The 24,796-nt window shown below is 43.5% G+C and carries 30 protein-coding genes and 2 riboswitches; of the genes, 5 read left to right on the top strand and 25 right to left on the bottom strand.

What is annotated here, in order from left to right; all coding sequences use genetic code 11:
• Nucleotides 1–144: 144 nt before the first annotated feature.
• The 9 genes from BFI01S_RS13730 to BFI01S_RS13685 form a co-directional block, all read right to left on the bottom strand.
• A complete protein-coding gene (locus tag BFI01S_RS13730; RefSeq protein WP_061793133.1) occupies nt 145–1,338 on the bottom strand; it encodes an ABC transporter permease in 1,194 nt (397 codons plus the stop codon).
• Nucleotides 1,335–2,027 (bottom strand): ABC transporter ATP-binding protein, encoded by a 693-nt coding sequence (locus BFI01S_RS13725; protein WP_061793132.1) that lies wholly within the window; start codon nt 2,025–2,027, stop codon nt 1,335–1,337. The genes BFI01S_RS13730 and BFI01S_RS13725 overlap by 4 nt, the downstream gene beginning before the upstream one ends.
• The gene (locus tag BFI01S_RS13720; protein ID WP_061793131.1) at nt 2,024–3,142 is read right to left on the bottom strand and encodes an efflux RND transporter periplasmic adaptor subunit; all 1,119 of its coding nucleotides are present in this window, start codon (nt 3,140–3,142) and stop codon (nt 2,024–2,026) included. The genes BFI01S_RS13725 and BFI01S_RS13720 overlap by 4 nt, the downstream gene beginning before the upstream one ends.
• Entirely contained in the window at nt 3,143–3,808 is a 666-nt protein-coding gene (gene yknW / locus BFI01S_RS13715; protein WP_061793130.1) for a YknW family membrane protein, read from the bottom strand.
• Between the two features lie 102 nt (nt 3,809–3,910).
• On the bottom strand, nt 3,911–4,642 hold the full coding sequence (locus BFI01S_RS13710) for an ABC transporter permease (protein WP_061793129.1): 732 nt from the start codon (nt 4,640–4,642) through the stop codon (nt 3,911–3,913).
• Nucleotides 4,643–5,353 carry an ABC transporter permease gene (locus BFI01S_RS13705; RefSeq protein WP_061793128.1) on the bottom strand — a complete coding sequence of 237 codons (711 nt, stop codon included), beginning with the start codon at nt 5,351–5,353 and terminating at the stop codon, nt 4,643–4,645.
• Nucleotides 5,350–6,261, bottom strand: a complete 912-nt coding sequence (locus BFI01S_RS13700; protein ID WP_061793127.1) for an ABC transporter ATP-binding protein — start codon at nt 6,259–6,261, stop codon at nt 5,350–5,352. Before BFI01S_RS13700 ends, BFI01S_RS13705 begins: the two co-directional genes overlap by 4 nt.
• Before the next feature lie 318 nt (nt 6,262–6,579).
• Nucleotides 6,580–7,941, bottom strand: a complete 1,362-nt coding sequence (locus tag BFI01S_RS13690; RefSeq protein ID WP_061793125.1) for a sensor histidine kinase — start codon at nt 7,939–7,941, stop codon at nt 6,580–6,582.
• On the bottom strand, nt 7,938–8,606 hold the full coding sequence (locus BFI01S_RS13685) for a response regulator transcription factor (RefSeq protein ID WP_061793124.1): 669 nt from the start codon (nt 8,604–8,606) through the stop codon (nt 7,938–7,940). Before BFI01S_RS13685 ends, BFI01S_RS13690 begins: the two co-directional genes overlap by 4 nt.
• A gap of 536 nt (nt 8,607–9,142) precedes the next feature.
• Here BFI01S_RS13685 and BFI01S_RS23440 point away from each other — a divergent pair.
• Nucleotides 9,143–9,280, top strand: coding sequence for a hypothetical protein (locus tag BFI01S_RS23440; protein WP_169799766.1), 138 nt, complete (start codon nt 9,143–9,145; stop codon nt 9,278–9,280).
• Between the two features lie 25 nt (nt 9,281–9,305).
• Here BFI01S_RS23440 and BFI01S_RS13675 read toward each other — a convergent pair whose 3' ends face one another.
• A complete protein-coding gene (locus BFI01S_RS13675) occupies nt 9,306–9,665 on the bottom strand; it encodes a hypothetical protein (protein ID WP_061793122.1) in 360 nt (119 codons plus the stop codon).
• A 44-nt stretch (nt 9,666–9,709) separates the two neighbouring features.
• Here BFI01S_RS13675 and BFI01S_RS13670 point away from each other — a divergent pair, with 44 nt between their 5' ends.
• Nucleotides 9,710–9,898, top strand: coding sequence for a VOC family protein (locus BFI01S_RS13670; protein WP_235831188.1), 189 nt, complete (start codon nt 9,710–9,712; stop codon nt 9,896–9,898).
• An 85-nt stretch (nt 9,899–9,983) separates the two neighbouring features.
• Here BFI01S_RS13670 and BFI01S_RS13665 read toward each other — a convergent pair whose 3' ends face one another.
• The 7 genes from BFI01S_RS13665 to BFI01S_RS13635 form a co-directional block, all read right to left on the bottom strand.
• The gene (locus BFI01S_RS13665) at nt 9,984–11,003 is read right to left on the bottom strand and encodes a MoeB/ThiF family adenylyltransferase (protein ID WP_061793121.1); all 1,020 of its coding nucleotides are present in this window, start codon (nt 11,001–11,003) and stop codon (nt 9,984–9,986) included.
• Nucleotides 11,000–11,767, bottom strand: a complete 768-nt coding sequence (locus BFI01S_RS13660) for a thiazole synthase (protein ID WP_061793120.1) — start codon at nt 11,765–11,767, stop codon at nt 11,000–11,002. Before BFI01S_RS13660 ends, BFI01S_RS13665 begins: the two co-directional genes overlap by 4 nt.
• Before the next feature lies 1 nt (nt 11,768).
• Entirely contained in the window at nt 11,769–11,972 is a 204-nt protein-coding gene (gene thiS / locus BFI01S_RS13655) for a sulfur carrier protein ThiS (protein WP_061793119.1), read from the bottom strand.
• A complete protein-coding gene (gene thiO / locus BFI01S_RS13650; protein WP_061793118.1) occupies nt 11,969–13,108 on the bottom strand; it encodes a glycine oxidase ThiO in 1,140 nt (379 codons plus the stop codon). The genes thiS and thiO overlap by 4 nt, the downstream gene beginning before the upstream one ends.
• Entirely contained in the window at nt 13,108–13,716 is a 609-nt protein-coding gene (tenI, locus tag BFI01S_RS13645; RefSeq protein WP_061793141.1) for a thiazole tautomerase TenI, read from the bottom strand. Before tenI ends, thiO begins: the two co-directional genes overlap by 1 nt.
• Nucleotides 13,717–13,802: 86 nt before the next feature.
• Nucleotides 13,803–13,912, bottom strand: a riboswitch (TPP riboswitch).
• 25 nt (nt 13,913–13,937) lie between these two features.
• Complete coding sequence (thiC, locus tag BFI01S_RS13640; RefSeq protein WP_061793117.1) at nt 13,938–15,722, bottom strand: phosphomethylpyrimidine synthase ThiC; 1,785 nt, start codon at nt 15,720–15,722, stop codon at nt 13,938–13,940.
• Between the two features lie 127 nt (nt 15,723–15,849).
• A riboswitch (TPP riboswitch) is annotated at nt 15,850–15,964 on the bottom strand.
• A 187-nt stretch (nt 15,965–16,151) separates the two neighbouring features.
• Complete coding sequence (locus BFI01S_RS13635) at nt 16,152–16,346, bottom strand: hypothetical protein (RefSeq protein WP_235831187.1); 195 nt, start codon at nt 16,344–16,346, stop codon at nt 16,152–16,154.
• A gap of 244 nt (nt 16,347–16,590) precedes the next feature.
• Between BFI01S_RS13635 and BFI01S_RS13630 the strand changes: the two genes are divergently transcribed.
• Nucleotides 16,591–17,343 carry a bifunctional metallophosphatase/5'-nucleotidase gene (locus BFI01S_RS13630; protein ID WP_280525173.1) on the top strand — a complete coding sequence of 251 codons (753 nt, stop codon included), beginning with the start codon at nt 16,591–16,593 and terminating at the stop codon, nt 17,341–17,343.
• 104 nt (nt 17,344–17,447) lie between these two features.
• A complete protein-coding gene (locus BFI01S_RS13625) occupies nt 17,448–17,681 on the top strand; it encodes a hypothetical protein (RefSeq protein ID WP_061793116.1) in 234 nt (77 codons plus the stop codon).
• A gap of 8 nt (nt 17,682–17,689) precedes the next feature.
• Here BFI01S_RS13625 and BFI01S_RS13620 read toward each other — a convergent pair whose 3' ends face one another.
• Nucleotides 17,690–18,226, bottom strand: a complete 537-nt coding sequence (locus tag BFI01S_RS13620; protein ID WP_061793115.1) for a DUF3267 domain-containing protein — start codon at nt 18,224–18,226, stop codon at nt 17,690–17,692.
• A 234-nt stretch (nt 18,227–18,460) separates the two neighbouring features.
• On the opposite strand from BFI01S_RS13620, the gene BFI01S_RS13615 reads away from it, so the two are divergent.
• Complete coding sequence (locus BFI01S_RS13615; RefSeq protein ID WP_326216942.1) at nt 18,461–18,775, top strand: hypothetical protein; 315 nt, start codon at nt 18,461–18,463, stop codon at nt 18,773–18,775.
• A gap of 142 nt (nt 18,776–18,917) precedes the next feature.
• On the opposite strand, the gene BFI01S_RS13610 is transcribed toward BFI01S_RS13615, so the two are convergent.
• The 7 genes from BFI01S_RS13610 to BFI01S_RS23075 all read right to left on the bottom strand — a co-directional run bounded on the left by BFI01S_RS13610 (nt 18,918) and on the right by BFI01S_RS23075 (nt 24,507).
• On the bottom strand, nt 18,918–19,787 hold the full coding sequence (locus BFI01S_RS13610; RefSeq protein ID WP_061793114.1) for a cation diffusion facilitator family transporter: 870 nt from the start codon (nt 19,785–19,787) through the stop codon (nt 18,918–18,920).
• A gap of 212 nt (nt 19,788–19,999) precedes the next feature.
• Nucleotides 20,000–20,788: a DUF2935 domain-containing protein gene (locus tag BFI01S_RS13605; protein WP_061793113.1), complete on the bottom strand. Its 789-nt coding sequence runs from the start codon at nt 20,786–20,788 to the stop codon at nt 20,000–20,002.
• Nucleotides 20,789–20,930: 142 nt separating this feature from the next.
• Nucleotides 20,931–21,488, bottom strand: a complete 558-nt coding sequence (locus BFI01S_RS13600) for a hypothetical protein (RefSeq protein ID WP_172581910.1) — start codon at nt 21,486–21,488, stop codon at nt 20,931–20,933.
• Nucleotides 21,488–22,120 carry an SCO family protein gene (locus BFI01S_RS13595; RefSeq protein ID WP_061793111.1) on the bottom strand — a complete coding sequence of 211 codons (633 nt, stop codon included), beginning with the start codon at nt 22,118–22,120 and terminating at the stop codon, nt 21,488–21,490. The genes BFI01S_RS13600 and BFI01S_RS13595 overlap by 1 nt, the downstream gene beginning before the upstream one ends.
• A 60-nt stretch (nt 22,121–22,180) precedes the next feature.
• Complete coding sequence (locus tag BFI01S_RS13590) at nt 22,181–23,875, bottom strand: cbb3-type cytochrome c oxidase subunit I (RefSeq protein ID WP_061793110.1); 1,695 nt, start codon at nt 23,873–23,875, stop codon at nt 22,181–22,183.
• A gap of 14 nt (nt 23,876–23,889) precedes the next feature.
• Complete coding sequence (locus tag BFI01S_RS13585; RefSeq protein WP_061793109.1) at nt 23,890–24,354, bottom strand: cytochrome c oxidase subunit II; 465 nt, start codon at nt 24,352–24,354, stop codon at nt 23,890–23,892.
• A 12-nt stretch (nt 24,355–24,366) separates the two neighbouring features.
• The gene (locus BFI01S_RS23075) at nt 24,367–24,507 is read right to left on the bottom strand and encodes a cytochrome c oxidase subunit 2A (protein ID WP_142753052.1); all 141 of its coding nucleotides are present in this window, start codon (nt 24,505–24,507) and stop codon (nt 24,367–24,369) included.
• Nucleotides 24,508–24,796 lie beyond the last annotated feature (289 nt).

Genomic DNA, 24,796 nt, shown 5'->3' with positions numbered 1-24,796 from the left:
CAGAGCAGATTCAAATGCGCCACATATCATATATCGCGCTAGCAAAGTGAACAAAAACATAACAAAAATATTTAATTGAATCATTATGTTCACCTCAAACAAAAGACTACCCTCAGCCTCAGCCGAAGATAGCCTCTTTACTAATCACTCATACCGCAAAGATTCAATCGGACTCAGCCTTGAAGCTTTATTGGCCGGAAGCAGGCCGAAGATAATTCCGATCGCCATTGAAAAGAATAGGGCTCCGGCGACGACCTGCCACGAAATGAGCGATGGCCAGCCCGCAAAGAATGAAATAAGAGATGCTGAACCCCAGCCCAGCAGGATCCCCAGCACTCCGCCGATCAAGGTAAGGGTGACAGATTCGATTAAAAACTGTCCCATGATTTGTCCCCTGGTCGCTCCGAGTGCTTTACGGATGCCGATTTCCCTCGTTCGTTCCGTTACAGAGACGAGCATGATATTCATGACGCCAATTCCGCCGACAAACAGCGAGATGCCGGCGATACTGCCGATAATTAATGTCATGACCTTTGTAATTTGGCCGATTCCTTCTGCCATTTCTTCCATGTTGATGACCATATAAGATTCTTCTGTATTATGCATCTTGTTAAGTAAGCTCGCAGCCTTCTTTCCAGCCGTCTGAAGCTGATCAGCGGATTCTGCCTGAAGCGTCACCTGGGTAAAGTCACTCTTCCCATAAATAGTCTGCCATGTTTTCGTAGGCACATAGATCTCCAGAACACCGAATGAAAAGAGCCCTGTCGGCTTTTCCATGACGCCAATAATCTCAATCGGCTGGTTCCCAATCCGGATCACTTCGCCAACCGGCGACTTGCCGTCAAAGAGCTCCTCCTGCATGGAAAAGCTGACAAGTCCCACCCTGCGTCCGCCAAGGAAATCGGCAGCCGTGAAGGATCGCCCTTTTTCCAGGTCTACATTATTCAGCTCAAAATAAGCAGGACCAACCCCTGTTGTTGAAGTCTCTGCAGTCTGTTCGCCATATGAAGCCTGTGAAAACTGTGAGCTTGATGCAACCACCCGTTTAATCTCGGGAATCTGCTCCAGTGCGTTGATATCTTCCCCATCAAAAGGAGCCTCATTAAATATGTTCGGGTTTGCCTGAATTTCCTCCTCAGAAGGCTGATAAAATAATTCCACTGTATTGCCCGGACCTGTCAGCTGCGTTTTCAGCATCGCTTCTCCGCCCTGGCCAATGGCAACTACAATGATAACCGCCCCAACACCAATAATGATTCCGATCATGGTTAAAATCGATCTCATTTTATGCGCCTTCAATGAGCTGAGTGCCATTTTGACATTTTCTAAAAAACTCATACAGGCGCCCCCCTCCGTGAAGGTTCAGCGTTGACAATCAGCCCGTCCCTCACCATAATCGTGTGATGAGCATATTCTGCTATCTCAGGTTCATGTGTCACCATTACAATTGTTGATCCTTCATGGTTCAGCTCACTGAACAGCTCCATAATGGAGGCACTTGTTTTCGTATCTAGTGCACCTGTCGGTTCATCCGCCAAGATGATTTTTGGCTCATTCACAATCGCCCGGGCGATGGCAACCCGTTGCTTCTGCCCCCCTGATAAGGCATTTGGCAGATGCTCCATCCGATCGCTCAGGCCCACTTTAACCAGCGCTGCTTCCGCCCGTTCCAATCGTTCCTTTTTGGCAAGGCCGCTATAAATCATCGGCAGCTCAACATTTTGAATAGCCGTCAGCCTCGGAAGCAGATGAAACTGCTGAAACACAAACCCGATCGACTGATTTCTGACCTTGGCCAGCTCTGCTTCCGAGTAATGGGATATATTCTCTCCATCCAGTTCATAAGTTCCTTCTGTCGGCAGATCGAGGCATCCAATAATATTCATAAGTGTTGATTTGCCTGATCCGGATGGCCCCATAATGGCTACAGAATCGCCCTGTTCAATGCTCAGGTTAATTCCTTTTAATACTTCAATGCTATCTTTTCCCGCCTGATAGGACTTGGTTATGCCACTGAGATTGATCATTTTGCATCCACTTCCACGCCGTCTTTCAGCTGATCTGTTGGATTCGTAATGATCAAATCCTTCTCTTTAAGTCCGCCTGTTATCTCGATTTTATTCCCGGAAGCAACACCAGTCTCCACTTCCTGTTGATAGCTTTTCTGGTCCCTGACCACGAAAACATATACACTGCTGTCACCCGTGACGACTGCGTTAGCAGGAACAGTGAGCGCCTTCTTTTTATCCGTTTCGATTTCCATTATGAGCTGAAAACCCGGTTTCAGAGACATCTCCTTCACAGAAATCTCCACCCGATACTGCGGCGCACTATTTTCCGCAGGGTTTATTCCCTGGTTCTCTTCTGGCATGTCAGCCACTTCGCTGACTTCACCTTTCCATTCCTTGTCAGGAATCGCATCGGAACGGAGGGTCACTTTTTGCCCCTCACTGACCTTCAATGAATCGAATTCTGAAAGCAGGCCCGATGCTCCAATCGCTTTCAGATCTCCTATATAAATGACTGGCTTTCCTGCTGATGATGGATCGGATGGCGTTTCTTTGTTCACCTGGAGCACCACTCCATCCATCGTGCTCTTAATCTCTAATTCTTCCAGGCGTTTTTCAATATCCTTTTTCTGCAGCAGCACCTGGCTTAATTCCAGATTCGCCAAACGCTTTTCCAGCTTTAGCTGATCCCTTTCAGGCTGTATTTGTTTTTCAGCTTCTTTTTTTCCAGCCTGTTTGCGCAGTTCTTTTTCCTTATCACCAAGCTCATTTTCCTGTTTTTCCAGCTGATTGATCTTTAAATAACCTGATTCAGCCTGGAGTTTAACCTTATCCAATTCAAGTGCTAGAGCCTGTTCATCAAACCTGGCCAGAACCTCTCCTTTTTTGACGGAATCCCCTTCATCCACCAGAAATTCCTTTATTTCGCCATTTTCAGGAGAAGCATATATCTTCTGTTCATTCACCAGCTTCACTGTTCCGGGAATCATTATCTGTTCTGTTATTTCCTCCTGCACCGGATGGGCGGTTTTTACTTCAGGCCCTTTCGCGAACGCCTGTCTGTAGATGCTCACGCCAGCCATCAGCAAAACCACAGCCGTCACTCCGATGGCAATCCAAACTTTCTTTTTCATTTAAACACCAGTCATTCCTGAGACGGTATTGCTGAGTAACGCGAACAGAATGCCAATAATGAAGAACGCAATCGCAATTCCCCAAGCCCAGCCTTTTGATAATCCTGCAACCCGCTGCAGCCCTAACGCTGTGATAACCGACTGCCAAATGCTGAATAATTCAATAGAACCTAAGACTCCCGGCTTCTCACTATTCATCAAACCTGCTAAGCTGGTAATAAAAATTTCCGGATTTCCGCCGATCGCGGCTCTCAGTGCCATGTTAACGATAAGACCAAAACCGCCAATCACAATAATATGGACATTCATAGAAAATAGCTGTTTAAACGTCGCTTCAGATCCAGCAATCTTCGTGAAAATCATATAGATAGCACTTGAAATCAGTGCCACAAATACCGGAGTGAAAATACCGGTAATGGCAACCCCTCCCCTGGCAAACATCATCACCATTTCGGCTTCCGCGTCGCTCATCCCTTCGAGGCCCAGATAAGAAGCATCCATCGACATTGCCATTAAAAACATGCCGATCGAATAAATAATACTCACTAAAATGAGCGGCACCCAAATCCTCGGATTCTGGCGGATCCGGTCAAACTGCTCCCCTGGACTCCATATCATCCCTAGCAAACTCGGTTTTGCACTGCTCGTTTTTACTTCTTGTTCCATATTGAACACTCCTATTCTAGTTAAAAATAATTCCACTATGCTTTACGGACATATATAGAAAAGGTTTCAAAAAATTACATTTTCAGCCTAAAAACATCATACCTACACAGCCTTCCGCTGAAAATAAAAATAGCCGCCCAGATAAAACAGTAAAAAGAATCCCCCAATCACAGTTATAAGCTGCTCCCATGGAATAAAGAAAATGTCACCATTCTCTGTCGCTGGGTACATCATGGCAAATGGCTGTGCCCACGGATAATAGGGACCCACTTTCTCGGAATTCATCGCAAGAATGGATGGCAGCGTAAAAACGACATTGACCGCAAAAGGTGCAGCAAAGCTTTTGAACCAGACGGACATCCACAGCTGCAGCGCAACTAATGGAAACGCTGCGATCCAGCCTCCCAGTATGCTCTTCCAAACAATCGCCGCCGGAAATGGATCAGCTATGCCTTTGTATAATCCTGCTCCTGCTATAGCGGCTAAATAAAATAACTGGATGAACAATACCAATAAAAGGATCAGAACATATTTAGCCGCAAACACTTTCCCCCTTGTGACTGGCAGTGCCAGCAGCTGCTTCCAGCCCCCGGCCTGATGCTCATACCTGCAGACAAAGCTTGCCAGGACTCCCGTGATTAAAGGCAAAAAGAGAACTGCATAAGGCAGATTCATATAAATCAAAATCATATACCATTCATTCATCATCCCCGCTGCTTCAGCTGTATCTGCTCCAATCCCTGCACCTAACCCTATCAGCGGCCCTGCCAAAAGGATGCCGATAATGTTTGATTTGCGCAGTTTAAACCATTCCGATTTCAAAATAGTAAGCATCTATTTCACATCCCTTCTCACAAAATCAATCATTCCTGCTGCGTATAATATTAAGCCAGCCCCGCCACCAAGCAGGACGTTGATGAGAGGCTCCTCCCAGTCATTCATAAGAAGCGGCCATTTCCAGATCAGCCAATCCGGTAAAGCGTAGCCGGCATAGGTCAAAATAACACCCAGAATGCCCAGAGTGATTGGCACACCCTGGTTTACACTCACGGCCGCTGCCCAAAGCTGCAGCGCCAAAACAGGCAATGCCGCAAAAAAAGGGTAAAAACTATATTTCAGGAGTCCGGCATACGGAATCTCACCGCCCAAATCCAGAGAGATTCCAAAAGCAAGCGTGAACAGCAGCAAAAGCACAGAAGATATCAAAAGCAGAACTGACAGCACCGTGAATTTCGATAAATACACTCCCATTTTAGAAACCGGCAGTGCCATCAGTTGTTTCCAGGCATTCGTTTCATTTTCAATGCTCGACATAAAAGACGTCAGGATGACGATGCCCAGCACAATCGCCAGCGGTGTGAACGAATGGATATTGTCCAAATAATACCCCCAACGGTCATCATTCTGGCGGAACAAATACTCCTTTCTCACCCCGTAATTGACCATCTGCATGGCTACTACCCCAATTGGACCCAGGACGGTCAGGAACCAGATTCCTTTCCGCTTGATTTTCATAAATTCGGCTGACAGCAGTTTTCCCATCATCCGGCCTGCTCCTCTCTTGTCATTTGCAGGAATATGTCTTCCAATGACCGTTTTTCTTCTTCCACCCTATACACGGAAAACCCATCTTCCACAAGTCCGCGTACAGCTTCAGCCACATTTTCATCTGACTGCTGGGGCAGCGAAATGATCCCATTATCCAAACCAGCCTTCATTCCTCTTCCAAGCAGGGCACGCCAGGCTTTATCGCTCTCGCTGACCTTTAATAGAACAGATTGCTGTGCAAACATGCGCATCGCTTCAATAGAATCCTGAAATATCATTTTCCCTTTTGTCACAATGCCTACTGTTGTCGCCATCTGGTCAATCTCCGATAATAGATGGCTTGAGATCAGCACGGTCATTCCGCATTCCGATGGCAGGCTTTTAATTAAATTGCGAATCTCAATAATTCCTGAAGGATCCAAACCGTTTGTCGGCTCATCCAAAATCAGCAGTTCCGGGTTATTTAACAGCGAAGCAGCAATCCCAAGCCTCTGCTTCATCCCAAGTGAGAAGCCCTTTACTTTTTTATCCCCGGCAGCTGTCAGACGGACAATTTCGAGCACTTCATTGATTCTCTGTTTCGGCATACCCACTATTTTTCTCATGGCTTCCAGATTTTCTTTTGCCGTTAAATGCGGATAATAGGATGGTGACTCCACAAGCGAGCCCACACGTTTCAAAATATTTAACCTTTCTTTCTTTAAATCATTTTGAAAAATTTCAATTCTGCCGGAAGTAGGCTTCATGAGTCCTAACAGCATCCGGATTGTAGTCGTTTTCCCTGCACCATTCGGCCCCAGAAATCCGTAAATCTCACCTTTAGGTATTTTCATTTCCAGTCCTGATACAGCTTTCTCCTGACCAAAATGCTTTGATAAATTTTCTGTTCTTACGATATACTCCATTCCTCTCACCTCACTTCCCATCTTATCCGGCGAAGGTTAAAACAAAGGTGGAGGGAAGTTTAAAATTTGTTTAAAAATGACACTTTTTCCCTCTGCTATGCGTCTAATACAGCAGAGAGGAGTAAACATAATAACGTTTAATAAACTGTTTAACATTGGGTATGCGGTATTCCTTCTTGCCTGCTTACTCGTATATTTCCTTATTCCGCACACTTATGGCTGGGTTGTCCTAGTTATACTGGCTGTTCTTTTTGGCATCTATCAAGTGTTTATCTTATGGAAAATGAAGCAAAAAAGGAGCACCTCCTGAGGATGCTCCTAATGTTTTCTAATGATTTTGATTACTGTACCACTGTCACCGGACTCGATATCCCACTCAAGATTCATACCCTTTACCATCATATCCACTATCGATAAGCCAATCCCCGCTCCTCTTTCATTGGAACTGTTTTTCAGCCCTTTACCATGATCGATAAACACAATGGCATCCCACTCTTCGGAGGATAATGTCGCCACTTCAAGATAAAGCCCATCCTTTGCATGCCGCAGCACATTTTGCAGAATGTTATCAAAAATACGGCCCAGCCACATTGGATCGGCCTTCCATTTCTTCTCAAGCGGCTCTAACTCGATGTTCACTTCAAAGCCTTCCTTCTCAAAGACAGGATACCAGGACGCCATATTTTCACGAACAAACCGGACCTCATCCAGCTCGATCAGCTCCTGCTTATGCTTGCTCGCCATTAAAAGCGTGTAGCTCATTAAATTTTCTATCAGTCTATCAATATTGACGATGGAGGTTTTCAGTGCTTTGACAGCCTGTTTCCCTTCAGGAGAAATATCCTCCTTTCCGATTGAGTAGGTGTGCGCATTGATTTTCGTCAAAGGCGTACGCAGATCATGTGACAGATTAGCAATCAGCTCCCTCCTCAGCTGCTCTTCCTCCTGTTCACGCTGCTTGCTTTCTTTAAGCTCATCGACCATCTCATTAAAGGTCTTCTCCAGCTGGCCAATTTCATCATTCTTTTGCACATCAATGCCGATCGGCAGGCTGTCCATATCCCGTCTTTCCATTGCCTCCTGGAGATGAAGCAGCCTTTTGCGGATGCCCCGGAAAAATAAAAAGGAGACGATGATAAACAGGGTAATGATCAAAAGCAGACCCGCCCCTAAGAAGATTCCGTATTTTTCTGCTGCCTTCACCAGCGGCGGAAGAAACAAATTCCGCGGTATTTCCAGAACGATAAAACCATTTTTTTCATCACCGCCAATAAAGCTAATGACTGTAAAAGGATCTCCGCCATACCTCTCCTTAATAAACTTCGCTGTATAGGCAGGCGTCCACTGAGCAGGCAGATTCCCCTTCACATCCCGCTGCTCCATCAGATTTCCCATTTCATCTACCCAAAACATCGAAGCAGCAGGATACGTCCTTTTCCATTCAGCAAACAGACTGCTTATGGATTCTCTTGAGCTATTTTTCAGTGCTTTTGAATCTGCATGCCATTTTTCTTCAATCTGCTTAGGATCCGTTTCATTTTGGTTCTGTTCCCCTGAAATGTCTTCCTGAAGACCCATAGCCAGCATAGCCACGAGTAAATAAGCAGCCTGAAACAGAAATAAGGCAACCAGAATAATTGCCATATACCTCGCCTGCAGCGATTGAAAAAATCTTTTCATATCTTCACCCTGTAGCCGATTCCGCGAATGGTCTCAATAATTTCAGGACGTGAGGGATTCTTTTCGAGCTTTTCACGAAGATAGCGGATATGAACCATCAGGGTTTTGTCGCCCTCCATGTATTGTTCTCCCCAGACACCTTCATAGAGCTGCTCTTTTGTCAGAATCTGATTTAGATGGCGAATGAAGAACTGAAAGAGCTGATACTGCTTGCCTGTCAATTGAATTTCATTGTCTGCCTCCCGGTCGATAATCCGCAGATCCTTTGTGTGTACCTGCAAGTGGTGAAGGTCGAGCACCTGATCATTCTTTTGAAATCGCCTCAACAGCACTTCGATCCTTGCAGCAAGCTCATCCGGCTGGAAAGGCTTTGTCAGATAATCATCCGCAAAGCTCAGGCCCTCCAGTTTATCCTCAACCGCCGTTCTTGCCGAAAGCATTAATACCGGCATGTCATTCTTTACTTTCTTAATCCGCTTCCCAAGAGAAAACCCGTCAAGCCCGGGAAGCATCACATCCAAAATCGCAATATCCGCTTCGGAAAAATACCCTTCCATCCCTTCTCCGGACTGCAGCCAGATCACCTCATGGCCTCTTTCCCCTAAATCGTTTTTCAGCCAGCTGCCAATATCGCTTTCATCTTCTATGTATAAGATTCGCGCCATACTCTCCACCCTTTAATGTATCTTTACGATTCTGCTTTTGAACATCATCTTATAAGTTCCCGATTCTAACAAATACTTCCTGCTATTCTACTTGGGCAATTTGTACGTCTTCAACCTGGACCACATCGACTGTCGGGTTGGCCAAAGATGGCGAATAACCATAGCCATATTTTCTGTTTCCCTATGTTCTTGCACATAATTAATTACGGACTCAGGATCCCCGCTGCTCTTACTCTTAAGATACATGAAGACTGCTAAAACAGCTGAAATAATTAAAATTACACCAGTAATGATCCAAACCATCTTCAAATAGAAAACCTCCATGAATATCTTGTACTTGTTAATTACGGAAGATAATCATGGAGGTTTCATTTTTTTGAAAAAACTATTTCACTTGCACTTCGCCAGCGGAAAAAGAGCTGCCACTTATCAATCAAACGTTTGATTGAATTTTTGGGTTTATAAACTTAAGGCATATCCTCATTAAAAAAATGCAAACTAAACACAATGCTAACAGCTTAAAGGGGGTGAAAATCATGACAGAGAATAATAAGAAAAAAAGCCAATCAGATCATAGAAATAATGCACTTCCAAAGGAAACAGAATATGCGGGTGACAGAGAAAACGGCCTTGAAAGAATCGCTTTAAAAGCCCAAAGAGACAACACCAAGTAAGCCATATGGGACAGTTAAACTGTCCCTATTTATCCCTGTCGTTTCGTCCGAAATGCATGTGATATACTTTTCGTGCTTTAGTTTCTGTTTCTACATTACTTATAAACCGTTCCTTAACCTTCTCAATCAGCAGCCGCTCCAGCTTTTCAAGCCTTTTCGGTCCGAATCCGGTCATTTTTCCGGTAAGCTGCACCTTATACTGCCCACTTCCCTTATACTTTCGAATGGTTCCATGTCCCTTCCTTTTTGTTTTTCCTATTGTAAAATCAAATTCATATTTCTGCTCGATGAAGGAAGATACCTCAGGAAGCCCCAGGTTCTCATACAATGACGGAAATTGATGATGGACAGGAGGATCGGTGAACCTTATGGAATCAATGTTCATGTTTCTCTCCTCTCAATGTTTACAGTAATTATCTCCAATCTGAAGTGAATTCAAGCGAATCAATCCTTGCCCACCCTTCCATCCTTTTCAGCACCACTGATATTGAAGCTGCCTATGAACAAATGAAACAAAATGGCATAGAAGTTGAAGATATGTTAAAGATGCCTTTTGGAACTATGTTTACGTTTAAAGACCAGGATGGGAATAACTACTTATTGAGAGAAGATAAGTAATTAAAAAAGACCTGCCCTTCAAATGAAGAATGGACAGGTCTATTTTCATTTAGCCTTCAAATGCTTAGCGGATAGATAAAACTCATTATCCAAGGAAACGATGATACAGGTTCTTTGCCTGTAGAATGTCTCTTACACCATGCACCAGCACTCTTCCATCTTTAAATACAACTACTCTGGCATCATTGATCGAAAAAGAGAGCAAATAAGGATTGCTCTCTACATTGATTCCTTGAGAGACCAGGGATTTTTCGAGATAGGCAACATCCATATCCTGAAGAGCTGAAGGCCTGATTTGTACGGTATCCCTCCCGCAAAGCAGCGATGTCTTTGTCTGAATTCTGTAGTCCAGGAAGGGATATATTGGTTTAGTCCCGCACGATAAGCACTGCGGATTTCTTAAGGAAGAAACATTCACAGAACTAAATTGATTTTTCCATACATCAAAAGAAATAAGTGTCGCGCGTAAGGATTCCAAGTTTTCTGCCAATATCTTTAATGCTTCAGCAGACTGATGAGCCGCAACCATTTGAATAGCCGGCTGAATAACACCAGCTGTATCGCAGGTGGCTCCTCCCAATGGCAATTTGTCCATCAGGCAATTCAGGCACGGTGTCACCCCGGGCAAGATGGTATAGCTTAAACCATAGCTCCCCACACAGCCTCCATATATCCAGGGAATCCGGTGCTTTTGAGAAATATCATTGATCAGAAAGCGAATGTCAAAATTATCCGTTGAATCGATGATTAAATCAACATCCTCAATCAGCTCTTCCATTTCCTGTACACCTACATCCATAATACGCGGGAAAATTTGCACCTCTGAATTGATGGCTTTTAGGCGTTTAGCCGCAGCTATCGCTTTTGGCACTTTTCGTACAGCATCTTCTTCACAATAAAGCTGCTGACGCTGCAGGTTGCTCCACTCTACATAATCCCGATCGGCAATGGTTAATTTGCCGACGCCTGCCCTTGTGAGAGTTTCTGCATTTGCAGCCCCTAATGCACCAGCCCCTATAATCAAAGCGTGTTTTTCCCTCAGCTTTTTCTGTCCTTCTTTGCCAATCGGAGGAAATAACATCTGGCGGGAGTATCGCTCACTCAACTAAAAACCATTCCTTCCGCCGGGCTGCTTGCTGATGCATAACGTTTTTGGGGTATCCGGCCTGCTTCATAGCCCAGCCTCCCTGCTTCAATGGCGAGTTTCATTGCTTTTGCCATTTTAACAGGATCAGCGGCAGAGGAAACTGCCGTATTTAATAACACTCCATCTGCTCCCAGCTCCATTGCCAATGCTGCATCTGCCGGGCCCCCAATTCCAGCATCAACAATAACCGGCACATCAGCCTGTTCTGTAATAAATTGAAGATTAATAGGATTAATGATTCCCTGCCCTGAACCAATTGGCGAAGCACATGGCATGACAGCATGGCAGCCTAGTTCTTCTAGTTTTCGGGCAAGCACGACATCATCAGAAGTATAAGGAAGAACAATAAATCCCTCGTCTAATAGGATTTCCGCTGCTTTTATTGTTTCTATTGGATCGGGAAGAAGCGTTTTGCTGCATCCAATAACCTCTACCTTAATCATGTCGCAGAGACCGGAAGCTTTGGATAGCCTTGCTATTCGGACAGCCTCCTCAGCTGTACTCGCTCCTGCCGTATTAGGGAGTAATTTATATTTCTTTAAATCCAGCTTTTCCAAAAAGTTGGGCTGGTTCGCTTCAAAAATGTTCATACGGCGTACAGCAAAGGTAAGCACCTCTGTTTCCGAAGCTTCTACAGCTTCCCTTTGCACATCAAAGTTTGGATATTTTCCTGTTCCGAGCAGCAGCCGTGAGTTAAATTCATATGGTCCAATTTTCAACAAATCATCCGCCTCCTACAAAGTGTACTATTTCGATTCGATCCCCATCTGTCAGTATGGTTTCAGCATGCATGGACTTATCCAAAATATGCTGGTTCAGTTCGACAATGACTACTTTTTGCTCCAAATGGAAATGCTCGAGCAGAAGTGAAACAGAATTAATAGTTTCCGGCAGCACCATAGCATCTCCGTTAATGAAAACATTCATAAGAGCACCCCTTTAGACGAATGGGCTAAACAGTCCAGGCGGGACAGCTTAAACGGATTAAACTGCTCTTTTTTGCCTTCGAGAATGTCTGCCATCAGCTCTCCTGTTGCCGGGGCAAGGAGGATCCCATTCCGAAAATGCCCCGCTGCAATGTATAACCCTTCATAGGCCGGATGTTGTCCCAAAAAAGGCTGCCCATCAGCTGATTGCGGACGAATACCTGTCCAGGCCCCTTCCCATTCTGTATTTGCAATATCCGGGACAAGGTTTTGAGCCTTTTCCATCAGCATGGATATCCCTTCAAAGGTCACCTTTTCATCAAATGAGTTTACCTTAACCGTCGCGCCAACTACCAGCCTGCCAGATTGCTTTGGAACGATATAGCATCCGTGTGAAAAGATCGTCCCCTGTACAAGAGGTTTTTCAACCTTGACCGAGAAGCACTCGCCTTTTACCGGAATAATGGACAGCGAAAGACCCGTTCTTTCAAGAATCTCCCTGCTCCAGGCCCCCGAAGCAACAATAACGGAATCTGCCAGAAATTCCCCCTGGCTGGTTCTGACCCCATAAACCTTTTCATCTTTTAAAATAAAATCTATTACATGTGTATACTCATAAATTTCTGCGCCGATGGCTATTGAAGCTTTTGCAAAGGCAAGGGACAATTCATATGCCTGTACCTGTCCATCATTCGGTATATACATGGCCCCCTTCAATTTGTTTGATACGAATGGTTCACGATGGATCAGGTCATCAATTGAAAACCATTCGGCCTGCTCACCCGCTGTTTGCTGGCTTTCTATTAATCTTTTTATTGCCTGCTCCTCTTCTTTATTAGCCGCCACTTTATATACACCCTTATTTTGATAGCCAATATGAACTTGTGATAAATCTTCCAGTTCAGGAATCAGGCTCCGGTACATGGAGCGGCTTTTGCATGCCAGCTGAAATAACGGGCCGTCTTCTGCCAGTTCCGTTTGGGCTCCTAAAATTCCAGCTGCCGCTCCGGAAGCCTTGCCGGCTATTTTTCCCTTATCCAAAACGGCCACTTTATACCCTCTTTTAGCCAGTTGAAAAGCAATGGAGCTTCCGTTAATGCCGCCCCCAACTATAACGGCGTCATACATTTTCCTCATTATTCCCCCTCCCCATTTAACTTTTTTGAAAAGAGCTTCGCTGCCTCTGCAGGGTCTTTTGCCTGCAAAATCCCTGACATTACAGCAATGCCGTCTGCCCCCGCCTCCAAGACCTCAGGGACTTTCTCCGGTTTAATGCCTCCAATTGCCAATACAGGAATTTCTACTGCCTTTTTAAGTGCCTCCAGTGACCCAGTGCCCCTTGGCGGGACTCCCTTTTTGGAATCGGTTTCAAATATGTGCCCAAACAGGATATAATCAGCCCCTTGTTTTGCAGCCTCTTTTGCTTCTTCAAGAGAATGTACGGAACATCCGATGGGCATATCTGGGAAAAGCGTTTTGACAACATGGACCGGAAGGCTGTGAAAAGCAAGATGTACTCCTGTTTTATATGTCCAGGCAACATCCACCCGATCATTTATAACAATTTTATGAATGGGGATTCCCCCATTACAAAGCAGCCCAACCCCTTCATATAGCTCCCTTGAGGTTCGATGTTTTTCCCTCAAGTGGAACTTGTCTGCAAAGGGTTCTACTTCACCTGCTATTTCAGCAAAGGCCTCTAGAGAATGCTTTCCATCTGATATAACATGCAGACTTTTTTTCATAGCGGATGCTCCCATGCTATTTTTAATTTTGTGCAAATAAAAAACCACCTTCTAAATAGAAAGCGGGGTATGAGGCCCTGGAATATAGACCCGATACTCCACTTCCCTACGCTGGAATTCATGCCAGATCAGGTTCCAAGGGTCTTAAGCTTTTGCTTTAATCTCAGCCTGCAAACAGGCACCCCCAGCGGATATAATTTTTCTATTAAACTATAAAAAAATTACTGATAAATATTTCCTCCGGCCTTACTAAATTCCTCAGCTTTTTCTTCCAGCCCTTTCTGTATCGCTTCGTCGGTTTCAAGCTGATGCTCTTTTGCATAATTCCGGATATCCTGAGAAATTCTCATACTGCAAAATTTTGGCCCGCACATGGAACAAAAATGAGCTGTTTTTGCCCCTTCAGCCGGCAATGTTTCATCATGGAATTCCAAAGCGCGCTCAGGATCCAGAGAAAGATTGAATTGATCTCTCCAGCGGAATTCAAAACGGGCTTTTGACAGGGCGTCATCCCTTTTTTGTGCTCCTGGATGTCCCTTTGCCAGATCTGCAGCATGAGCGGCAATTTTATACGTGATGACACCCTCGCGGACATCGTCTCTATTTGGCAAACCCAAATGTTCTTTAGGGGTAACATAGCAAAGCATCGCGGTCCCATACCAGCCAATCATGGCAGCCCCGATTGCAGAGGTAATATGGTCATATCCCGGAGCTATATCGGTCGTAAGGGGCCCTAGTGTGTAGAATGGAGCTTCTTTGCAGATTTCCAATTGTTTATCCATATTCTCTTTGATTAAATGCATTGGAACATGGCCAGGTCCCTCGACCATTACCTGTACATCATGTTCCCAGGCAATTTTCGTCAGCTCCCCAAGGGTTTCAAGCTCCGCAAATTGAGCCTCGTCATTTGCATCTGCAATCGATCCCGGCCGCAGTCCATCCCCCAGGGAGAAGGCCACATCATAAGCTTTCATGATCTCGCAGATTTCTTCAAAGTGTGTATATAAAAAGTTCTCTTTATGATGATGCAGGCACCATTGGGCCATAATGGATCCGCCTCTCGACACAATTCCGGTCAAGCGTTTTGCTGACAGCGGTACATACCTCAAAAGGACACCTGCATGAATGGTAAAATAGTCAACCCCCTGCTCTGCTTGTTCGATTAAGGTATCCCTGTATACTTCCCACGTAAGATCCTCGGCAATGCCATTAACCTTTTCAAGTGCCTGATAAATGGGAACAGTACCGACCGGAACAGCGGAGTTTCTGATAATCCATTCGCGTGTAGTATGAATATTTTTACCTGTAGACAGATCCATAATTGTATCTGCTCCCCATCGGGTAGCCCAGGTCATTTTCTCTACCTCTTCTTCAATAGAGGATGAAACAGCCGAGTTTCCAATGTTCGCATTAATTTTCACATGAAAATTCCTTCCGATAATCATTGGCTCTGTCTCAGGGTGATTGATATTGGAAGGAATTATCGCCCGCCCTCTTGCTACTTCAGACCGCACAAATTCCGGTTCCATATTTTCCCGAATGGCTATAAACTCCATCTCCGGGGTAATGATCCCCTTTTTTGCATAGTGAAGCTGGGTGACATTCTTCCCTTTTTTCGCTCTCAATGGCTTGCGGTTTAAGCCAGGAAAGACTTTATGATTGGCACGCGGATCACCTTCATTGAGGTAGCCATTGTCCTCGGGCTTTACTTTCCGCCCATCATATTCTTCTACATCCGCTCGTTCCTGAATCCACCGGCTTCTCAGAGCGGGAAGCCCTTTCTTTAGATCTGCCGTATATTGAGGATCCGTATATGGTCCGCTCGTATCATATACACGAACCGGCTCATTGACTTCTTCACCAAACGTTCCGGCAGTAGGGCTTAATTCTATCTCTCGCACCGGAACCTTTATATCAGTCCTGGATCCCTTCACATATACTTTTTTGCTGCCAGTAAAGCTCGACATAATAGAAATACTCTCATGATTTAAAGAACTTGCAGTCATTGATCATCTCTCCCTTATTAAAAATGTAAGGACGAGACCTGGAACCAAGGAAGTGCCATATATGTAAAAAAGCCGGTCCACATAAAGATGGACCGGCTTAACCGCAGATGTCTTTGCACAAAGAAACTTTTGCACATTCTAACTTCCCCACGCTGGTATGATCCAGATCAGGTCCAAAGAGTCAAGAAACCTTAGCGCGTTTCTTTCTCAGCCCAAGCTATTGGGCACCCCTAGTTATTGCTATTAAATTCAATTTAAGTATACAGAATTGAGGTAACAAAGGAAAGGAATTTTTTCAGAATTCTGTCAGATGAAAAATTTTGCCTTTATTCTGTTCCTAAACTGTTTTCCTTAAATCAGGCTTTTAACTTGTGAATGAACATCAAAAACGCCTGCCATCGGCAGCCGTTTTAAGTAATTTAATCCAGGTTAGTTCCCGTCAGATTCTTCTGATGTGCCGGGATCCTGCATTTCACTATCTTCATTATTGTTTTCTTCCATTTGATTATCTTCCAATTCCACATCTTCCGTTTCCGGCGGCGGCTCCTGTTCATCTGTTCCGCACCCTGCCAACAATAATCCTGCACCCAATGGGACTGAAAGCAATAGCTTCTTATATTTCATATGTTGTCATCTCCTTTGGCAGTATTATGTTTCTTAGTATGAACTTACCCTTTTTCAAATTGGATAAACACACGTTCAAATTAGCAGGATTTTTCATTTTCTTGTCACCAAAAAACCATTACGATTAAATCCCCAATATCTGCAAATACTATCTCTGCCACAATTACAGGAGGTTGATTGATGAAGGTACTTATCTCCCTTCAGTCATGCTTATCTGAACAGTGTGGCGGATGGGAAGCTCCTGGTGCAAGCCTATTCATATGGCACTGCCTTTTCTGATGTGGATATTGAAATAGATCTCGGGACCAAGGATATTGTCCGCAAGCACGCGGAAATTGTGAATGTTTTTCAAGAGAACATCCAGCCCGCCAGAGACATAACCAGAATGATCAATAACTATGAAAGAAAAGTAGAACCTGCTGTGAACAGATATATTGGCACTGCTGCCATTCCCATCACAGCTGCACGAAACAGAAGCGGCGAATCCGCCCTGGGCAATCTTATTGCAATTTCCGAGCGGGCAGCGATGAATACAGATTTCGCTTTTATCAATCCTGGGGGCATCCGGGCAGATATTGACCCAGGCCGTGTTACATGGGGTAACTTATATGTCGTCCTTCCATTCAGCAATCAATTGGTTAAATTGAACCTGACAGGAAGCCAGATCCGTGAAATTCTCAATCAGCAATGGCAGCCTGATACTGCCAGAATCCTTCAGATCTCGGGCTTCACTTACAGCTGGGATGACCGACAGCCTGCGGGCAGTAAAATACAAGAAATCTATTTGTCCAACGGAACAAAGCTTGATCCGGATAAAACCTATTCAGTCACTGTAAATACCTATCTCGCAGATGGCGGAGACAATTTTACTGCTTTTCGAAATGGGAAAAATAGAGTGACTGGACCAATGGATATTGATGCACTGGAGAAATATATCAAGCAGCTCCCGCAGCCATTTAGTTCGGCAATTGATGGACGCATAAAGAGAATAGACTAAAAAGGACAATCCCGGCGGCTGTCCTTTTTTCTTGTCTATTTGATACTAATAGCAGAATCTGACTCATATCTTTCCAGTAGGATCAAAAAGAAAGGAATAGGATAATGAAAAAATATATTTATTTTCTCATGCTGTTCGGCGTATTCTTTCCATTTTTTCATAAGACAGCCATTGTTTATGAAAACTGGAGATTGTGCACCACTGCTTCTAAATTAATCGGAATCAGGCTTTATGGACTTGATTCCATGAGAAACCTCCTTATATCAGCACTGGCAGCCTTCGCTGCTTTCTTTTTCACGCAGCTATTTATAAGCTGGGACAGCAAATATAGAAGCTAGTTTAATCGCTATTCGTATACCGTAAATTGCGGTTTAGTCGGATGGTCAATGACAAGAGCATCATTTGGAAACTTTAAGAGCTTTTTATACAAAACAATATCTCCTAAACACCCAACAGCCAATATCGCCCCTAATATTGATAATCCGGGCATATTCAATACAACTCCAAGAACAAGAGGCAATAAGCCAGTCGGAATGAATGGCAGCAGCAAAACTTTTTTCATCTGCTGAACCGTCACTGGCTGTTTGGCATGAGCGTAAGCCACACCCATTTTCAAATTAACTCCCCAGGACATTTCCTTCCAGGGAACATTGCCAATATAGCGAAAACCCGCCAAATGGATGGCTTCATGGATAATAACAATAAGGACCATACCAGTAAAAAACATTAGCATACCTGTGAGGTCAAAAGACATTTCGCCACCGCCATAAATCACAGCATGTAAAAAGAGGACCCCAAATATAAGCGCCAATGTTGAAAAGAATAAATAAATCTGCAGTTTCATCATTGAAATAGAAACAACTGTTGCTTTTTTATTTTCCAATTTTTTCACCCCATCAGAATTGGTCAATACCCATACCTACGGATCATGCAACAGCGAAGTTTCAGATTTTTTCCATCTCGTCATTCATTTCTCCTTCTTTTGCCTCAGTCTCATTTTTTCATAATTTACAGTTTCTGCCCAAATGGACCTAAAGTAACTGAAAACACTGTTACCGTCACTGATAGACTTGTATAATCAAGGCAAGAAAACTGTGAAAGGACTGTGATAGGGAAAGTGCTGTATATCTGGGATATTGAAAAAATCATTTTACATACATTAAATGAACAGCGTCTCAATATAAATTACGAGTTCAGCAATACACTCGCTTCACCCATGAGCTGCAATGTCTCAACGAATACAATCAAATTTAACTACCTGAAGGTGAACGGCTACATAGCCAAAATCAATTTCAAAATAAAAGAGACAGATGAGAACCTGGTAAAATTAATGCTTTACCATGAAATCGGCTATTACCTTGATTTCAAAAAAACAAACATGACATCAGAACGCTTATGTACGGAGAAGATGACGAGAAAGAACAGCTCATGAATGAAATAGAAAAAAACTCCTGGGATTATGGGAGAGAGATAGTACCTGAACATCTGGTCAATGCCTATGATATGTTTAGGGAACTGGATAAAGTGTTCAGCTGAAAAATAGAAATGCGCCTCCTCACGAGACGCATTTCTTTTCAATTTGGTTCAACATGGACATGGACATCATAGACACCATAATCCTGCATCATCACTTTTTCCACATGTGTCGCAATATCATGGGCTTCCTTAATATCAAGCGTGGAATTAACCAAAATGACCACATCGATCACTTCATTATTGCCGTAGCTTCTTCCTTTAATATCTTTTATTCCTTTAACCCCGTTTACTTTTTTGATGACATCCTGATATTCTTTAATCTTTTTTTCATCAAATCCATCTGACAGCTCATGGGAAGCTTGTACAAAAATATCCCAAGCCGTTTTGCATATTAAAAGCCCGACAATAATGGCTGTTAACGGATCAAGCCATGGCATGTTCAGCTGTGACCCAAATATCCCGATGGCTGTGCCTATACTCACCCAGGCGTCTGAAATATTGTCCTTTGCGGCTGCCATTACGGCCTTACTGTTGATTTTAATGGCTAATTTTTTGTTGTAGCGGTACACAAAGTACATTGCCGCTCCAGAAAAAACTCCCGTATATGCCGCAAAAACATCAGGTGATTCATTAACACCTTCAAACATGGATGAAACAGCATTCAGCAGGACCTGAAGACCTACAGCAGCCATAATAAAGGAAGCTACCATAGAAGCAATGGTTTCACTCTTCCAATGGCCATACCCATGATTCTTATCGGGTGGCCGCTGGGAAATCCTAAGACCTATAAGCACTGCAATTGAAGCAATAATATCCGTCGTATTATTCAATCCATCCGCTTTCAAAGCCGCAGAATCACTCATATATCCAATTGTTAACTTTAATACTGAAAGACATATATAAGCTGCGATGCTAATAAACGCAGCCCGTTCACCTAATTTAAGGTTTAGATATTTTTCTTCTTCCATGCCCTAGCCTCCTACATTACCCTTGCTTATATTACCAAGCGGCATTCGGGTGGGTCTAGAGCAACCTTTTTGTCTATTATTAAATAAATAAGTAAAGTGCAATTAAGTTGCACCAATGAAAATTAAAGCCAGCCCGTAAAAGGATGGCTTTAATTGTATCATCTTAATATGTTAAAGAAGGAAACAGAATTTGAGCAGCCTTCCATTTAAATCTAACCCCTCTTAAGACTCGCCTCAAACATATCGATTATTTCTAAAAACCTCTCTGCTTCCCTAAATGTATGGTCAGCCAGAAGAGGATGAATATTGCTCTTGATCCGGCATGCCTCTATTAATTCTCTGGCAGTTTTCTTAAAATCCCTTAATGAAGCAACTGATACTTTATTCTGGTTTAAGAATTGGCTCAGAATTGGTTTTGTTTCTGATTGCGGCTGCATAGATTCCAGGTCCACGGCCTGGAATAGCAATTGATCGAAATCATGGCTGAACTCTCTGGCCTGTTCAACCAGCTTTCTTTCGGAAGGGTCTAATAAATGGCCGATAAATTTAGCATGATCAGCCATGATTTTTAGGAAAAATACATTCTCCTCTATTATAGCTTCCGGCTTTGGAGCAAGTACCCCTGAGTTAAGTTCTTTTAATCGATTAGCAAAATAAGCAGCTTCCCTGCTGATATGGTCAATCAATAAAGGATAATTATTTGAACGGATTTCGCATCTTAATGTCAAACCCAATACTTTTCTCTTATAGCTCCAAATAGCAGCAGCTGCCTGATAAACCTCGTTATTAAATGCTTGCACCTGGCCAAGTTCAGAGTTCACACCAAATCTCGCCAGTTTCTCTTCGATTCTTTCAAATATAGCTATAAATTGCTGTGCCTCGGCAATTAGTTGTTTCTGTTCATATGTAAAACCCAAACTTAAAAATAAGGCATGTTCTTTCATAATCCGGGACCAAAATTTAATTTCGTCCAGCGATCTAGCGACAATTGGATCCGCCATTTCTTCCCCTCCCTAATTACTCACTCCTTTTCATATATATTTATGATTTTCTGTCATTATTCCATTTAGTTCGCTCACTAATCATTACCTTACAAGCAGCTGAAATTTAAGAACTGCTCCCAAGACGGCAGCAGTCCTTCTTTTACTCATATTTTGAGAAATCCATAAAATAGCTATAAATCAAGTAAACAACCATCGCAAACGCAGTTGAGATGAAACCCCAGCCGAGTGTAATCTGCTCGATAACCAAATAGTTATTGCAAAGCTGTACAGGGGACCATATATAAAGCCATCCCAGAGCTAAAAAAAGAATAGTAAAGAAAATAATGAGAGCATGCTTCCAAAATGAATTTAGCTTTGGCCAGCTGTCCCGCAATGGCACCCCGGCCAAAAATGGCAGTGAGATAAATTTAAAGACTTCTACACTTGTAAGTGTCAAAGCTTCATCCATCGTCCTTGGCAGAGACCAATACATCATAATGATTGAAAACAGCAATAGGCCCGGGACTCCGTTTTCATTCCATTTTGAGAAAAACTCCGGAAAGCGATTCTGAAAGAACTTAGCCATGAATAATCCAGATACCACAAGCAGAGGCATTTGCATATGCATATGGGTGATCATAATGGACTCCAGCAGATTAGATATGGGCGGGAGCATCAACGCAAGAAGCAGAAGCAATCCGTAAACTGGTGACTTCATTATTCTTCCCTCCCGCTGTGCAGAATCTCCGTTACCCGATCAGCCGCTTCTTCAATCAAGGTGTAGTCCATGACTTCGATTAACTGTCCTTTTGGGTTCACCAGATAAAAAGCCGAGTTATGGGCAAAGTTGCCGTATTCATCCGGTATGACAATGACGCCAAACCGATCCAGCACAGAGTCAAGCTCCTGCTGTTCCGGAATCCTCGCCATTCTCCACGTTTCTCCGTCACTGCCGAAAGCTTTACGGTAAGTATCCAATGTTTTCGGATCATCCCTTTCCGGATCAAAGCTGATACTAAGGAATTGAATGTCGTGGCCAATATACTCTTCCGGAATCCGTTTATATACTTCAGACATATTAACCTCAAGCTCAGGGCAAACCGTACCGCATGATGTATATAAGAAAGTAATAAAAACATACTTCCCTTCAAATTCCGAGAAAGAGTAGCTCTTACCATTATTGTCTTCAAGCGTTACATCTGGGAACTGAGGCTTTTCATCCATTAACTGATTAACCCTGGCTGTTTCAGCAGTAAAAGCCTTAAACCCATCTGTGCCAATGTAAAAAAGGACTATGCCAAACATCAGTACAAGCAAGCTTGATAAAGCTGTTCTATTTTTTGGAAACATGATTCATCACTTCCTTTTAAAAGAAAGAGACAGCCCAGCAGCCGAGCTATCTCTCATACCTTACCAGGTTTTAAATGGAGGTGAACCTGGAGGCGCATTGACAATGAAATCGACCAATGGAATGACATATGCCATGCCGACAAGAACAATCATACACACAACCCACAATCCCCAGCGTTCTGTCCATCTAGGTGTAGGCGCTTCATCCTCTTCCACTTCCGCAATAGGGAACTCTGTGTTTCCTTTTGGTGCAAAGAACATGAGGTAGAAAACTGCGTATACCTGCATAAGGACACCGATCATTAGAAGCGTGCCACCGATTGCCAGGAAGAATAGATAAGGATCCCAGCTTAAAGCAGTTGCATTATCAAAATATGTTGAATAGGAAGTTCTTCTCGGAGATCCCAGCAGACCCACCCAGTGCATCGCACCTGACATGATAATCATACCTAGCGTCCATATAATCGTTTGAATAACTCCAAGTTTATTGATCTGCGGTGTCAGAACTCTTTTAGATACATAAGGAATGAGCCAATAGCTTAGGCCAAAGAACGTCATAACTACTGACATGCCAAGTGTTAAGTGGAAATGGCCAACGACCCACATTGTGTTATGAACTACCTGATTCAATTGGTTTGTAGTTTGAGCAATGCCGCCTGCCCCTGCAGGGATAAAAGCAGCCATTGCGATAAATGGTGCAAGGAATCTGACGTCTCCCCATGGAAGCTTCTTGTACCAGCCAACAATGCCTTTTCCGCCTTTCCTTCTAGCAGTGCGTTCAAAGACTGCAAACATTGCATAAGCAGTCATTAATGAAGGGAAGCCAATGGCCAAACTCATAAACACGTGCATATATTTCACTGGTTCAGAAATACCCGGGTCAATAATTTGATGGTGGAAGCCGCCGGTAATATTCATAATTACTAGAGCAATAACCACAATCCTTGTTAAGAGGTCATTCCATCTTCGGCCGCCAATAACTTTCGGTACAATGACATACCAGGCAGATACAGCTGTTAAATACCAGATGTTAACCAGCGTATGGCCGAACGCCCAGAACAGCGTGCGTGCAACCATAACATTTATTGTCTCCACCCATCCAAAAGCCCAAGGAATTATAGTAAAAACCTCGATAGCTACAGGTATGCTTCCGAAGAACAAGAGAACAAAAACGCCTGTTGCAAAGAAAGATAGAATCGGGATGTGCTGGCCGGGATTTCTCTTTCTCCAGCTGGCTACATTGATAAAGGCACCGAAGGCGCACATCCATACACCCAATACGATAAATACTAAGCCGATATAGAAAATGGGTGAAGCAGCCATTGGCGGATAGAAAGTATACATAACAGATGCTTCATTCATTAAAATCGGGATCACCGCTAGGACAAATCCGAAAATCTTCATCCAGAAACCAACCCATGCCATCTTTCTGACCTTAGGAAGCAGGCCGCCCAATGTATGGGATAATCCAGCATAGAAGTATCCTATTGTGAAGAACGCCGAAAGTACGACTACCAGCAGAAGACCATGAGCTGTAAGAACCTGATAATAGTTCAGCCATGCCGGCAATTCGAGCATGCCAGCCCGGTTCAGGCCTTGCAGCAGTCCAAGTATTCCGCCCAGAAGGATGGCTAGGAAAGCAACAGATAAATATGATTTCGTTAATTTTGCATCCTCTAGGCTAATCCCCATAATTTTATTTGCTTTATCCTTAAAAACTTGTGTTTTTCCTGATTGCTTAATAACTGTTTCCACTGTCTATCCCCCCTTTATTTCACTGTAATGGTTGTGCTCATCATTTGATGACCCGCACCGCAGTACTCATTGCAAAGAACCAAATATTCGCCTGGCTTATCAAATTTCTGAGTGATTTTTTGTACATAACCAGGCACAACCATAGCATTTAAGTTAGTTTCGGCAACCTGGAACCCGTGAACGACATCTTTTGACGTCAATGTAAAATGAACTGTTGATCCTGCAGGCACTTCTATCTCACTCGGGGTAAAACTGAACACTTGCAGAGTCATAACTACTTCATACTCATTCTCGCCAATTTTCTTAATTCCTGGCTTATCGAACGGTGCTGTTTCATCCACTTTCTGAGGATCAATTCGCTCTCCATAGCTTGGCGGCCCCATTTCAAAAGCGAATGCCTGGTAGCCCGCGATTAACATGAATCCAATAATCATTCCAAAGCTTAAAATAAGCCATACCTTTTCAGAACGATGCATCATTGTTTATCCCCCCTATATTCTGGCCATATACAGGCCGTACAAGATTAAATAAGTAACAAAGATCCCAAGCCCTACTACTGTAACTGAAAAGAACGTACCCTTTAGAGAGTTATGTTCCTTTGAACTGCTCTGGTCCACTTTTCGTGTTTTCACCTTCCATCAGCTCCTTAACTTTGTTACCTACATCATAGTTGAGAAGGGTTTTCATAAAAGTGAAATGAATCACACTTTCTTCATATTTCCTCAAAGTCAAAAGGGGGGGCAATTTTAGCTAAAACACTGTAATATCAAGGGTTCTTTCCTCCTAATGGTGGTCTGGCAAGAATAACGGTTCACAAAGTCTTCACAAAGTATCGACTCAGCTCCTCGCTTCAACATTCGGTATCTGCATTTACAGTAAAATAGCCTGTTCCTCTTGGAGACAGCCGTTAGAAAAGTTTCT

This window comes from Cytobacillus firmus NBRC 15306 (assembly GCF_001591465.1).
GTDB lineage: Bacteria > Bacillota > Bacilli > Bacillales > Cytobacillaceae > Cytobacillus > Cytobacillus firmus.
Note: the sequence above shows the minus strand (reverse complement) of the source record. Positions and strands in the feature narration are given on the sequence as shown.